This is a genomic window from Hyphomicrobium sp. (assembly GCF_035687085.1).
Classification (GTDB): Bacteria; Pseudomonadota; Alphaproteobacteria; order Rhizobiales; family Hyphomicrobiaceae; genus Hyphomicrobium_B.
Window position 1 is genome coordinate 36,638 of sequence record NZ_DASRYS010000021.1, and the last position, 13,775, is coordinate 50,412.

Sequence of the window (13,775 nt, forward strand, 5' to 3'; positions counted from 1 at the left end):
CCACGCATTTCGACAGTCATCTGATTGACAATACAACCTCCCCATGGCGTCGTGCGCGCTGGGATGAATAGGGGAGTAAAAGCAATGATATCCAAAATCGGCGCGGCGGTTCTTGTTGGTCTCTGCCTCGTCGGCTCTGCGACGACTGCGGACGCAGCGCGCTGGAATAAGCGCGGTGAGTGCCGTGCACCTTTGGAAGGCGCCGCGACCGGCAAAGGGGTTTTCGGCCTAGGTAGCCAGCGCGCGCGGGAAGCCGCGGTTAGCAATTGGGAAGACGAAGCCGAGTACCGTTACGGCCGCGCGTTCGCGAATTTCAACCGTGCAGCACATGTTCGGTGGGATTGCGCCAAGAACGCTTTGATCACCGCAAAGTGTGTCGTTATCGCCCGTCCCTGCTCGGCGCGGATTAGCGGCTAAGCTCACTTCAGCAAGCTCATCCATTATGAAAGCGGCCGGCCGCCACACGCCAGTGTGTGTCGTGGCCGGCCGTCCGCATGTCTGCTGCTTCACCGCACCGGAGGTGCAGGATCCGGCTCCGGCGGTCCGCCGGGATCGTCGATCGGTATGGGCGAAGGCTGCGGCGGCTCCTTGGGCTCGGGCGGAAGCGTCGGAAGCTCACCGGGCTCCTGAGTTGGAAAAGGAATGGTCGGGGGATCGTTGCCGTTTCCCATTGCGGATGTCCTTGATTGATCGTCGTTTCCTCGCTGGGCAACGCGTTGCAAAGACGGGCCGTTCCCTCGGGCGGCCTGATCGACGGCTTCCATACAAAAACGGCCCGGCATAAATGCCGGACCGCCGCACCGAACCGTTGCTTCGTCTTGAAGCCCTCTGTTCCTGCCCGCGCTCAGTGCCCCGCGACTTGCGCGTCTTTGTTTGATGGCGCGAAGAGGCCGACAGGATTGCCGTCGGGATCCGCAACAATCGCGATCCGTCCGACATTCACGGCATCCGTCGGCGCCTTGATGACCTTGCCGCCCTTTTTCAGCGCTTCGACAACAGCATCGTCCACGCTTGCAACTTGGATGTAAGTGAGCCAGCCGGGCTTCGGATCGCTCGGCTCATGGCCGTCGTATTTCGTCAGACCGGCGCTCTCGACTCCGTTCTGCAGGAACAATGTGTATTCGTTCTCGCCGGGGGCAGGTGCACGGGACGTATCATCCGCGGCTACGATCTTGGGAGACCAGCCGATAACGCTCGCATAGAAATCCCGGCTGCGTTCCGGATTGGCGCTGATGAGTTCGTTCCACCAAACGCTGCCCGCATCGCCCTGCGCGGAGCCCGACGGGCTTTCTGCCTGAGCAGGCATCGCGATGAAAACGGCGCATACGGTGGAAATAAGCGCGAGGACGCCGGCACGTGGCTTTGCATGAATTGGGGACATTGGCCCACTCCTGGTTCGGATCGAATTGAGAGGACCGAAGCAAGCCCAATGCCAAGTGCGGTGAAACCTAAGTTAGCCTACTTCCGTTTGCAGGCGATAATATAGGTAAATCCCCGAAAGCCGCTGTAGTCAGAGCCTGGGTCGAAGGGCGTGATGAGCACGCTTTTGCCGTCGGCTGGAGGGTTCTGCAAGGCGAGCATCGACAGCGGATCGACGAGTTCGGCGCTGTCATTCCACCAGTCCGGCGCACCGTAGCGGTTCTCGCGCCACGTCAGCTTGTCGTGGTCCGCCTTCCAAACTTCCCAATGGACTTCGGGAAGGTAGCTCTCGTTTTCACCCGGACGCGTCACGCGTGCGAGCCGCTGGCCCCGTTCGATCCTGTCGCCGGGCTTGAAATGTTTGATCTCATTGAAGTCCAGATGGTCGAACTCTGAATAATAGAATTGGGGTCCATTGCTGAGATTGAGATCTTGGCGATCGTGCCGGATCATCAGCGCACCTTCGCTGCCCCATTTCCAATTCGCTCGCCAAACGGCGCGAACGGTTCCAGGGCCAGGTGCGATCACCCATTCTCCGAGCCGCCCGGCATCGACGCCGCTGTGAATTTCATCCCGGCGAGTTCCATCGACGTCGATCCAGCTCGCGTATTCCGATGTAATCGGCGAGCAATCGTATTCAGCCGGATAAACGGGTCGCAACCCACTGGGCTCGATAGCGGAAGCCTCTCCTTCGTTGCCTGAATTGCTGATGGTGGTCATGGCGAAGAGGCAGAGCGAAAGGGCGATGGCGCCGACAAGTCTCCGCCGGAAGAACAACACGCTTGAATGCTCGCTCGAAAGAATGCGCTGCTGAGGAATGTCTGCATCGCTCTCACATAGGTGAGGCGCTTTGTAATTGCGATAGGCAATTTACCTTTATATGAGCAATTTTATCAGTAATTGTATTTTATCATTTCGTTAATGAGCTGTTCTTTTTAGAGCAGGCCGCAGCCGTCATACGAGAGGCGACTGCGTTTTGTCTGCGTTGATCCTGAGAATCGCTGAAAGGCTTCCGTCATTCGGAAGAAATGCGCGTGCCAATGAGGTGTGCGCAGCCGAGGTCGACATCCCGAGTCACCGCATTTCCTCGGCGCAAATCTCTTCAAATGTCCGAATTTGGTACGTCCCACATTCTCAGACAGCGGATCATTGCGGGACTCTGACGAAAGACGACATCGCGGAATTCGCCTCAATACGCAATTTCCAAAAGCGCCAGCGCTCGCTCGCGACGCGCAGTGTTCTGAGAATAGCTCTGTCGGAAGCCGCTGGCGGACGCACTGCTCCGCATGAATGGCGCTTTGATCGCTCGGACGCCGGCAAGCCGGGCCTCGCGGGCGGCTCGGGAGAGCTCAATTTCAGCTGTTCCCATACGCCTTGGGCGTCCGTCGTTGCCGTTTCCACGGCCGGACCCATCGGCGTCGATATCGAGAACGCCTTCATTCCCGCGACCGAAGAGTGGCTGCACGACGTCTTCACCCCTACCGAACGCGCAGCATTGAGCGAGATGGGCATGGAAGAGCGGGAGCGCGCCGTTTCGAGGCTTTGGGCGCTCAAGGAAGCCTACCTCAAGATGCTTGGCACCGGAATTGCTGAAGCATCGACAGTTGCATTCGATCCTCGCAGCAATCGTCTCTGTCCGGAGCACCGGAACCGTGAGAGCGCGCCGGTGACCTTCCGGGCTTGGATCGCAAAATGCCAAGGGCAGCGACTTTCCGTGGCCATCTCAATGGGCGGCGTCAGGGAAGATGAGGCTCCGAGGCACCAGCTGATCGAGGAAGCCCGTGTCTGTATTCGAGCCAAATTGGCAATCGCACAAAACCGAGAGGACGCGCGAGCCTCGGCTCCTGCACCATTATTTCGAACTCCAAGCGCAGCGGCGGCCTGATCACCCCGCAATCGAGTTCGCGGGCGAAACTCTCACCTATGAAGAGCTGGACGCGGCCGCGAATAGGATAGCCAACTATCTTGTGACGAGCGGGATCGGTGCCGAAGACCTCGTCGGCATTTATCTCAAGAAGTCGCCGCATCTCTACGCCGCGATCCTTGGCATCTTGAAAGCCGGCGCGGCCTATGTGCCGATCGATCCCCGTTCGCCCATCGAGCGCATCCGGGCGATCGAGGATGACGCCAAGCTGCGGCTGATCATTTCTGAAGACGTGCTGGCGCGCACGATCGATGGAAACGTTGCGACCCCGCTGCTGCTCGTTGATCGCGACCGGCACGAACTGGAAGAGCAATCGGATGAGCCCGTCGACTTCCTTCTGGACAAGGAAATCAGCCCCAACGCGCTGAGCTATATCATCTATACGTCCGGTTCGACGGGCCGCCCCAAAGGCGTGATGATCGAGCACCGGAATGTCGTCGCGTTCGTCAAGTCGCTCCGCAGTGTCTACCAGGTGAGCGCCGACGACCGCGTCTATCAGGGATTTTCGACCGCCTTCGACGCGTCGGTTGAGGAGATCTGGGCCGCGTTCTCGCGCGGGGGGACTTTGATCGTCCCTCCCGAGGAAGTCGAAAGATCTCCAGCCGACGTCGCGCAGTTCATCGACGATACGCAGATCACCTACTTCTCGACCGTGCCGACCATGCTCGCCATGATCGATCGCGACTTGCCGACGGTGACGACGCTTGTCCTCGGCGGCGAAGCCTGCTCGCAGGAACTCGTGACGCGTTGGGCAAAGCCCGGCCGCCGGATGCTGAATACGTATGGCCCGACGGAAGCAACTGTTGTTGCCACGTGGTCTGAATGCGTCAGCGGTGAACCGGTGTCGATCGGCAAGGCGCTGCCCGGGTATTCGGCCCACGTGCTCGATGAAAAGTTCGAGCCGGTGGCACCCGGAGAAAGCGGCGAACTGTTCATCGGGGGCGCGGGCGTTGGGCGGGGCTATATGAATCTGCAAGCCCTCACCGATCAGCGCTTCATTCCCGATCCATTCGGGCTCGATAAAAAAGGCCGCCTCTACCGCACCTACGATCATGTTCGGCTGGGCTATGAAGGAGAGCTGTATTTTCTCGGACGGCTCGACGATCAGGTGAAGCTGCGTGGCTTCCGCATCGAGCTTTCCGAAATCGAAGCGGTAATGATTGAGCATCCGCAGGTCAAAGCTGCCGCTGCAGCTGTGATCGATATGGGCGGTGATCTCAAGGAACTGGCAGCTTTCGTCGTCTGCCACGGCTCGCCCGAGCAGCTTGACCGCCAAGCGCTGGATGAGCTGCTGCGTAGCCGCGTGCCCGCATACATGGTGCCGCAATATCTCGATGTGATCGACGAGCTGCCGATGACGACGAGCGGCAAAGTCGACCGAAAGAGCCTTCCGAAACCGAAAACGCTCTTCAAGGGCGCCGGCAACATCGTTGCCCCTGAGACGGAAATGGAAACGCGTATCGTCGCGGCTTGGTCGGATGCCTTCCGGCTGCCGACGGTTTCGGTAACCGACGACTTCTTCCTCGATCTCGGCGGCCATTCACTGTTGGCATCGCGATGCGCGAGCTTGGTTCGCGAAGCGATTCCCGGCGCCCAGATATCCGTGCGCGATTTCTATGAGCATCGCTCAGTGCGGGCGCTGGCGGGCGTTCTCGAAAGCCGCCTTGGCAACGCGACCGTGGAAGATGCGGCACGGGTTGACGCTTCGGCAGAGGCCTTCCGTAGCGTCCATCCGGTCACGCGCTGGACCACGGTCTCGCTGCAGGCAGTGTGCGTTGCCCTGTATTACGGGATCATCTCGGCGCCGCTCGCCTACATGGTGCTGATTGCCACCGCCGTTCACGATGGAAAGCTCGATTGGGTGGACGCCGCGCAGATCTCGACTCTCATCGGCTTTGCCGTTTGGCCGAGCATGCTGCTCTTGAGCGTCGCTCTGAAGTGGCTGGTCATCGGCCGCTTCAAGCCCGGCCGCTATCCGCTATGGAGCTTCTACTATTTCCGCTGGTGGGTCGTCACGCGCTTCCAGGCGCTGAGCTGGTCGGACATGTTTGCTGGCACGCCGCTGATGAATATCTATTTGCGGGCGATGGGCGCCAAAATCGGTGCTGACACCAGTCTCTCGACTTCGCTGTTCGGCGCCTACGACGTCATCTCCATCGGCCACGGCTCGAGCATCGGCGTTGAAAGCCAAGTTCTTGGATATCGCGTCGAAGACGGCTGCCTCGTGATCGCGCCCGTGGAAATCGGCAACAACTGCTTCATCGGCATGCATTGCAATCTGGGCCTCGCAACGCGCATGGGCGATGGCGCGCGCCTCGACGATATGTCGTCTCTGCCCGATGGCACCGCGATGATGAGCTATGAATGCCGCCGCGGATCGCCCGCGCAGTTGGCGGAAGTGGTCGCGCCGGAGGGCGGGCCTCAGTCGCGAAGCAAGCTGCGGGCATTCGCATTCGGAGCACTGCACCTCGCGCTGATTTATGCGATGGGCTACTTCCTGCTCGCGACGATCATCCCTTCGGTCGCGATTATCTATGCAGGCTTGGCCGTCGCCGGGCCCCTCGGCGGCGCGGCCGGTGCGTTGATCTCCGTTCCAGTCGGCATCCTGACTTACGTCTTGGGTGCAGTAACCCTGACCCGTCTGCTCGGGCGGTCCAAAACGAAACGGATGCCGCTCTACAGCCTCGCCTACGCCAAACATTGGTTCGTCAGCTATCTGCTGAAAAACACGAAAACCATTCTGCTGCCGGTCTATGCAACCGTTTATTGCCCGCCGCTGCTCCGTGCTCTGGGCGCTAAAATTGGCAAGGGCTCGGAGATCTCCACCGTATCGCACATCACCCCGGACTTGCTCGAAGTGGGAGACGGCAGCTTCCTCGCGGATGCCTGCCTCATCGGTGGCCACCGCATCAACGCTGGCGTGGTTGAGATCGGAGCCGTGCGGATCGGTTCGCGCAGCTTCATCGGCAATAGCGCCCTCGTACCGGGAGGGCATACCTTTGGCGACAATGCTCTGCTCGGCGTCGGGTCGACGCCCCCCACCAATGCCGCCAAAACACCTGATGGCACACGCTGGCTTGGGGCGCCGGGTTTTGCGCTTCCCCAGACGCAGCGCAATGTTTGTTTCGACGAAACAGAGATATTCACGCCCACGCGCGCCGCATGGATCGCCAGAACGATCACGGATACGCTTCGCGTGTTACTGCCCGGCTTGATCGTCGCCGCCGAAGGCATCGCCTTCACGGCATATCTGGTCACGGCCTATTACGCCCTGCCGCTGTGGGCTGTCGTAGCCGGCATCCCCCTCGTTGCCTCGGCGATAGCGGCGGCCGCCATTTTGAGCTGCGCGCTGATCAAAACGCTCTTCGTCGGTCGCATCCCGGTGACCGTGAAGCCGCTATGGTGCCGTTTCATTTGGAACAACGAACTCGTCAACGGCGTGTATGAAACCGTTGCCGCCACCGCGATGACGCCGCTGTTGGGCACGCCCTTCATTGCGCCCGCACTGCGCACGATGGGGTGCAGGATCGGAAAGTGGTGCTTCATCGAAACGACGCTCTTCTCCGAATTCGATCTCGTCGAGATCGGCGACCGGGCTTGCCTCAACCTCGGAGCGACGATCCAAAATCATCTCTTTGAAGATCGCGTGTTCAAAGCCGACCGTATCGAAATCGGCGACGGCTGCTCGGTGGGGAATATGGGCATCGTCCTCTATGGCACGACGATGCAGGCCGGTTCGAGCCTCGGGCCTCTGTCGGTTCTGATGAAGGGCGACGTGCTGCCGGCCGGTACGCGCTGGCACGGCACGCCCTGCGAGCCGCTCGTCGCGCCGGCGGCAGTCCGGGCCACACAGGTTTATGCACAACCTAAGCGCCGAGCCCGTCTGATGAGGAAGCGGATGGAGCTGCTACCCGTATCGGTGTGAGCATAATAGTCCGTCCGCTGTGGCTTCCCGGACATCCCTGGGAAGCCTCTTCCCGAGGTCAACGTTCCTGAACTCGACTTGAGCACGCGAATCACTTCCCCTCAATCGTAGCATTGAGACTTATTGCACCTGCCCTATCCATCTTCACGCTGAGGATGGGACGTGCGCGCGCTCCAGTTCCGGTCGAGGAAAAACGATGAAGAAGCTTTTTGCGGCTGTTGCATGTGGTTGGGCGCTGCCCACAGTTGTCACGCCCGCACTCGCCGACGGCCCCTTCTCACTGAAAGACACGCCTGTCCAGGTGCAAGCACCGACATGGTCGGGGGTTTATTTCGGCGTTGGCGCCGGCTACGGCCATAACCACTCAAAGAACAACTACCGGGACAGCGACGGCGAGACCTCGTCCAGAAACGAGTCGGCTAGCGGCGGCATCGTCTCGCTGATTTACGGCATCGATCGTCAGATCGGCAGCCGCTTCGTCGTCGGCGCGTTCGCCGACATCTCGACGTCCGAACTCAATCGCGGCGATTTCGACATCGGCAACGGCATGACCGTCGATCGCTCGTGGGCGATCGGCGCCCGCGCCGGTCTCCTGGTGAATGACCGGACGCTGGTCTATGCAACGGCCGGCTACACGCAAGCCCACTTCTCGAACGAAGGCTGGTGGGACATCGACGTTGGTCCGACGACCTTGCCAGGCCGCGGCGGCCAGACGTTTGGCGGCTATTTCGTCGGCGGCGGCATCGAGCGGCAGCTGAACGAAAGCTTCTACCTCCGCGGCGAAGCACGATATTCCGACTTCTCGGGCAAGGTCACGAACTCGGGCTCGTTCGAGGACGTCAATTACGTCGACCGCGAGGTGCCCTCGATCGTTACGGTCCAGGCAGCACTCGTCTACAAGCTCGACCGCGAGAAGGTCTTGCGGCCCGACCCGGTCACGGAAGATCGCGGACCGAAGGTCATCACCTACAGCGGCATCGATGCCGCGCACGACTCGGTGGCTTATTACGGCGGAACCATTTTCGGCCTGAGCGGCGACCTCTACAAGAATGGCGTCCTGCTCCGCACGCAGGGCATCATCGCCGATTACGACTATCGCGCTGGCGAGCCGATCGACCGGACGGTCGACGCTGACGATCGCTCGCTGGACGTCATGCTGGGCTACCAGTGGGTGTTCTCGAACTGGAGCGCGGCCGCCTACCTCGGCTATGAAGTGCGCAGCGTGCATCTGTCTCCGCGAGACCTGGACAACGATGTTCGCGGCGGCGCCGACGGCTTCAAAGTCGCTGTCGAACTCGAAACCGAATCTGACGGTCCCTTCTACGGCAGCCTCGAAGGCAGCTATTCGACGGCCTTCAATTCGTTCTTCGCGGAAGCGCGCGCTGGCTACAACTTCAAGCGCTTCATCGTCGGACCTGCTAGCTCCGTCTACAGCGATGAAGGTGATGTGGCGACGCGTGTCGGCGCGTTCACGACCATTCCCTTCAACCTGCCTTGGAACGGGCTCCCCGCCAAGCTGACCTTCGATGTCGGTCATCAGTTCGTGAGCAGTGACAGCGAGTCGAGAGCAGGCGGCGAGGGCATCTACGGCGGCTCGATGCTGCGCATTGACTTCTAAGGCTCACGTAATCGAACGAAATGAAAAGGCGCGCGCTGATCCTCAGCCGCGCCTTTCTCTTTTTGGCCCGGCCTACTCGACCGCGCCGGTCGTGACGTCCGATTTGCCGTTCGCCTGAGGCGCCCCGCCCGTCAGAGGCTGCACGGGTGACCCAGGGCCGATCTTCTGCAGATTGCCCGTGATGATGAGGTCTTTCTCGTCAACCCCCGTCACGCTGATGAGATCGCCATCCGCGGGGCCGAGCGTCACCAGCTTCTGCTGCGCAACGTTGTGCGCATCGACCACGTAAACATATTTGCCGAGCTGGCTTGAGCCGACCGCGGTCTGCGGCACCATCAGGGCATTGGGATCTTCGCCCGCATGAATGCGGATGCGCACGTACTGCCCGGGCAGAAGCGTGCGATCAGCATTGGCAATGGTCGCCCGCGCAGTGAGCGTGCCCGTCGAGTGGTCGACGCTATTATCGACAAAGGTAATGGCGCCGGTGCTCTGGGGCTTGTTGCTTCCAGGTACGAAAACTTCGGCAGCTGCGGCGCCGCTCGCCCGCACCTTTTCGATCGCGGCGAGTTCCGCTTCGCTCGGATTGAACGTCACGTAAATCGGATCGATCTGGACAAGCGTATTGAGCGGCGCACCGCCCGCACTGATGAGGGCCCCGAGCGGGGCCTGGTTCTTACCCAGCCGCCCGGCGAAGGGCGCGCGAATTTCTGTATATTCGAGATTGAGCTCGGCCGTCCGAATGGCGGCATCATCGCTCATGATTGCAGCCTCCGCCTGCCGCAGCAAACTCGTCCGCTGATCGTACGTGTCTTTGGCGAGCCATCCGCTCTTGGAGAGTTCCGATCCGCGCTCGAGATTGGAACTCGCATAATCGCGCGCGGCGACGTCGCGCGCTTTTTGGGCTTTCGCGCGATCAAGGGCTGCTTGGTAGTCACGCGGATCGATCACATAGAGAAGGTCGCCGGCTGCAACGTCAGCACCGTCGGGGACCTCCTGCTTTTGCACGTAGCCCGAGACGCGCGCTTGCAGGGTGATGTCGCGGATGGATTCCGTGCGTGCGGAGTATTCCAGATAAATATTGACCGGCCGTTTGACGACCTGAGCCACAGGCACCGGCATGACGAAGGCAGGCTGCGCCGGAGCGGCAGGCTTCTCAACCATGGCAAGAAGTTTTGGAAGCTCTTTCCGGTGCACGAAGGCGGCGCCGCCTGCAGCGGCCAGCAAAGCCAGAATGACAATCGACCAAAGTCGCATCGCGAAATCCCTGTCTATTCGGCAGCTGCCGGATGTGAAGCGTCCTCGCCGTGGGCCGGCGCAGGTTTCCCCGATTTGCTGGCTTCACGTCCTTCGCGCCACTCTTCGATCATGGCGTAGAACACCGGAACGAAAAGCAGCGTCAGCAGCGTTGCCGCCAGCATGCCCCCAAAGACTGCAGTGCCAATGGACTGCCGGCTGGCAGCGCCCGCTCCCGTTGCGATCATGAGCGGCACGACACCAAGAATGAACGCGAACGCCGTCATCAATATCGGGCGAAGCCTGAGCCGCGCCGCCTCCATCGCAGCTTCGACGATCGACAGTCCCTCAAGCCGCCGCCGTTTCGCGAACTCGACGATCAGAATGGCATTCTTTGCAGCAAGACCGATGAGCATGACGAACCCGATCTGCGAGTAGACGTCGATCTGCAGGCCGCGCACAAAGATCGCCAGCAATGCTCCAAAGAGGGCCAGCGGCACGGCCAATAGCACCATGAACGGCATCGACCAACTTTCGTACTGCGCCGCAAGGATCAAGAACACGAACACGCTCGCTAGCGCGAATACGACGAGCGCGATGGACCCTGCCTTCAATTCCTGGAACGTGATGCCGGTCCATTCGTAGCCAAAGTCTCGCGGCAGCGCCGTTGCAGCCGCCCGCTCCATTGCGGCGATCGCTTGGCCTGTGCTGTAGCCCGGCGCCGGCCCACCGTTGATGAGCGCCGACGCATAGTTATTGTAGTGAGGAACGGTTTCGGGCCCGACGATGGGCTTAAGCGTTCCAAGCGTGCTGAGCGGCACCATGCCCCCCGTGGCATTGCGCACGTAGAACTTGGACAGGCTGGTGGGATCGGCTCGCGCGGTCTTGTCCGCCTGCAATGTCACGCGGAACGTACGGCCAAATAGATTGAAGTCGTTGACGTAAAGCGACCCGAGATAAATCTGCAGGGTGTTGAACACGTCGGGCAGACTGAGGCCCAGGAGCTTCGCCTTCGCCCGGTCGAGGTCGTAGTGGTACTGCGGCGTCGAGGTCGAAAAGGACGTGAACAACTGTTGGGCATCGAGCTCCGGCTGCTTACGCGCCTCCGCGATCAGCGCCTGCGTCGCCTCGTCTAAAGCAGCGCTGCCGCGACCGGTCAGATCTTCGACCTGAAATTCGAACCCGCCGGTGGTCCCGAGCCCGGGGATGGAAGGGGGGTCGAAGCTCAGCGCGAAGGCATCGGGAATCATCATCAGCTTGCCGCGGACCTCCTGCACGAGGCGCGACGCGCTTTGCTCAGGCGGCCGTTCATTCCACGGCTTGAGGATGGCGAATTCGACCGCGGAGTTCGATTGTGCCGCGTTCGTCAAAAAGTTGAGACCGCTGATCGAGCCGACGATATCGACCCCAGGTGTCGCTTCCAGAATCTCTCGGACTTGCTTGGCCACGGCGTCCGTCCGCTCCAGCGACGCGCCGTCTGGCAACTGTACCACGACAAAAAAGTATCCCTGGTCCTCGACAGGCAAGAACGTGGAAGCGATCCGCTGCGAGATCAAATACGTTGCCCCGAGCAGGGCCACGAAAATGCAAATCATCACCCAGCGTATGCGGATCAGGAACCGCACGAGGTGAGCATAGCCGTGCGAGAGCCGGTCAAACGCAGTGTTGAACCAGCGGAACGGCGGAAACTTGGTCGGACCGCGATCCCGCAGGAAGGCAGCGGCGAGCGCGGGGCTAAGTGTCAATGAGTTGAAGGCAGAGAGCCCAACGGAAATCGCAACGGTCAGCGCGAACTGATTGTAAAGCCGCCCGGAAACACCTGGAATGAACGCGACGGGAATGAAAACGGCCATCAGCACGCCCGTGGTCGCGATGATGGGTCCCGTGACTTCCGACATGGCCTTCAAGGCCGCAGGCATCGGTTCCAGGCCGTTTTCAAGCTGGCGTTCCACGTTCTCGACGACAACGATGGCATCGTCGACGACAAGCCCGATCGCCAGCACCATGCCTAGAAGGCTGAGCATATTCAGCGAGAAGCCGAGCACGTGCATGATCACGAGCGTCGCAATCAACGAGACGGGAATGGCGATGGTCGGGATGATGGTCGTGCGCCAGCTCTGCAAAAAGACGTAGACGACGAGAACGACCAGAAACAGGGCTTCGAGAAGCGTGACCACGACGTCATGCATCGCAGCAGAGACGAACCGCGTGGTGTCGTAATGCATCCCGTAAGCAATCCCCTTCGGGAACCGCTTGGAAAGCTCCTCCATCTTGGTCATGACGCGCTGCTGAAGATCGAGCGCGTTCGAGCCCGGCATTTGGAAAATGGCCAGCACGACCGATGGATCCTCGCCGAAAAAGGCCGACGAGGAATATTGCAGCGCCCCCAATTCGATGCGGGCGACGTCGCGCAGCCGGACGATCGCGCCGGTGGCAGGGCTGGAACGCACGACGATATTGCCGAATTCTTCCGGACTGCTGAGCCGCCCGGCGGCGTTCACCTGCATCTCGAAAGGTGTACCCGGAGGTGCCGGAGATTGGCCGATCTTCCCGGCGGCGACCTGGATGTTCTGTTCGGCAACCGCGTTCTGTACGTCGACGGCCGTGATGCCGAGCTGAGCGAGTTTATCGGGATCGAGCCAGAGGCGCATCGAATAGCGCCGCTCGCCGAAAATCTGGACGTCCCCGACGCCCGCGAGCCGCTTCAGAGGGTCCACGATCTGCAGGTAGGCGTAGTTGCTGAGCGTCACCGGATCGACCGATTTATCGGGCGAGATGAGATTGACGATGAGAACGAAATTGGGATTCTGCTTGCGGATCGAGATGCCCGCCTGATTGACGATCGGCGGCAACGAGGAGGCCGCTTCGGCAACGCGGTTCTGCACGTCCACAGCCGCGATGCTGAGAGGGTAACCGACGTCGAACGTGATGGTAATGTTCGACGAACCGTCGTTGGAACTCGACGACGACATGTAAGTCATGCCCTCGACGCCGTTGATCTGCTGCTCGAGCGGCGTTGTAACGGTATCAGCGACTACCTGGGCGCTCGCGCCGGGATAGATCGCACTCACCACGACCTGCGGAGGCGTCACGTCGGGTAGCTGGGATACGGGCAGCAGGAAATAGCAAATGGCTCCCGCCAAAACCATGATCACGGCAATGGCAGAGGCAAAGATAGGACGATGTATGAAGAAGTTGACCATGCGCCGTCCGATCGCAATGTGAAAGCCGCCGGATCGCGCGCGGCCGGTGCTGTCCCTGTAGCCCTACTCTTTAAGGCGCCAGCAACCTCCCACCAAGAGCAGGCATTACGACCATCTTTGGGCGAGGTAAACGGAGGATCCGCACACTTACTGCAGCCCGCCAAGCCGAATGTCTGCGCTTCCTGAGTCTGGCGCCCTATTTCCGGTAGGCAGCGTATCATCGCAGCAACGAAGACGCCGTTTCGACGGCTCGATTGCTCGGCAAAAGCGTTCCCATTCAAGGTCGAACGGAGCAATAGGATTAGTTCTGATTAAAAAAAGGGCAGCTCAGGAATAGGCCGAATGCCAAACCCCTGACTAACGAGCGGCAATGAGAGGAAACCCGAAGCTGATTGAGGCGCAACACAAAGGCATCAATTGCTAATTTATCCGGCGGGATTATTACCCGGGCTT

The 13,775-nt window shown here is 60.5% G+C and carries 8 protein-coding genes; 4 read left to right on the top strand and 4 right to left on the bottom strand.

All coding sequences use genetic code 11. The features are described from left to right. Nucleotides 1–84 precede the first annotated feature (84 nt). The gene (locus tag VFG26_RS17055) at nt 85–417 is read left to right on the top strand and encodes a hypothetical protein (protein WP_325027234.1); all 333 of its coding nucleotides are present in this window, start codon (nt 85–87) and stop codon (nt 415–417) included. A 427-nt stretch (nt 418–844) separates the two neighbouring features. On the opposite strand, the gene VFG26_RS17060 is transcribed toward VFG26_RS17055, so the two are convergent. Together VFG26_RS17060 and VFG26_RS17065 are read right to left on the bottom strand one after the other, a co-directional pair. After that, nucleotides 845–1,381, bottom strand: coding sequence for a VOC family protein (locus tag VFG26_RS17060; RefSeq protein ID WP_325027235.1), 537 nt, complete (start codon nt 1,379–1,381; stop codon nt 845–847). Between the two features lie 77 nt (nt 1,382–1,458). After that, the gene (locus tag VFG26_RS17065; protein WP_325027236.1) at nt 1,459–2,199 is read right to left on the bottom strand and encodes a M23 family metallopeptidase; all 741 of its coding nucleotides are present in this window, start codon (nt 2,197–2,199) and stop codon (nt 1,459–1,461) included. A 265-nt stretch (nt 2,200–2,464) separates the two neighbouring features. Between VFG26_RS17065 and VFG26_RS17665 the strand changes: the two genes are divergently transcribed. The 3 genes from VFG26_RS17665 to bcsS all read left to right on the top strand — a co-directional run bounded on the left by VFG26_RS17665 (nt 2,465) and on the right by bcsS (nt 8,886). Then, complete coding sequence (locus VFG26_RS17665) at nt 2,465–3,304, top strand: 4'-phosphopantetheinyl transferase family protein (protein ID WP_414653329.1); 840 nt, start codon at nt 2,465–2,467, stop codon at nt 3,302–3,304. Beyond that, nucleotides 3,201–7,268 (top strand): Pls/PosA family non-ribosomal peptide synthetase, encoded by a 4,068-nt coding sequence (locus VFG26_RS17070; RefSeq protein ID WP_325027237.1) that lies wholly within the window; start codon nt 3,201–3,203, stop codon nt 7,266–7,268. Before VFG26_RS17665 ends, VFG26_RS17070 begins: the two co-directional genes overlap by 104 nt. 196 nt (nt 7,269–7,464) lie before the next feature. Next, the gene (gene bcsS / locus VFG26_RS17075; RefSeq protein WP_325027238.1) at nt 7,465–8,886 is read left to right on the top strand and encodes a cellulose biosynthesis protein BcsS; all 1,422 of its coding nucleotides are present in this window, start codon (nt 7,465–7,467) and stop codon (nt 8,884–8,886) included. A 72-nt stretch (nt 8,887–8,958) separates the two neighbouring features. On the opposite strand, the gene VFG26_RS17080 is transcribed toward bcsS, so the two are convergent. Further along, nucleotides 8,959–10,140 carry an efflux RND transporter periplasmic adaptor subunit gene (locus VFG26_RS17080; RefSeq protein WP_325027240.1) on the bottom strand — a complete coding sequence of 394 codons (1,182 nt, stop codon included), beginning with the start codon at nt 10,138–10,140 and terminating at the stop codon, nt 8,959–8,961. A gap of 14 nt (nt 10,141–10,154) precedes the next feature. Next, nucleotides 10,155–13,322: a multidrug efflux RND transporter permease subunit gene (locus VFG26_RS17085; protein WP_325027241.1), complete on the bottom strand. Its 3,168-nt coding sequence runs from the start codon at nt 13,320–13,322 to the stop codon at nt 10,155–10,157. Nucleotides 13,323–13,775 lie beyond the last annotated feature (453 nt).

Coding starts and splice junctions, on each gene's coding strand:
- VFG26_RS17055 (WP_325027234.1), top strand. CDS start 85: ATGATATCCAAAATCGGCGCGGCGGTTCTTGTTGGTCTCTGCCTCGTC.
- VFG26_RS17060 (WP_325027235.1), bottom strand. CDS start 1,381: ATGTCCCCAATTCATGCAAAGCCACGTGCCGGCGTCCTCGCGCTTATT.
- bcsS (WP_325027238.1), top strand. CDS start 7,465: ATGAAGAAGCTTTTTGCGGCTGTTGCATGTGGTTGGGCGCTGCCCACA.
- VFG26_RS17080 (WP_325027240.1), bottom strand. CDS start 10,140: ATGCGACTTTGGTCGATTGTCATTCTGGCTTTGCTGGCCGCTGCAGGC.
- VFG26_RS17085 (WP_325027241.1), bottom strand. CDS start 13,322: ATGGTCAACTTCTTCATACATCGTCCTATCTTTGCCTCTGCCATTGCC.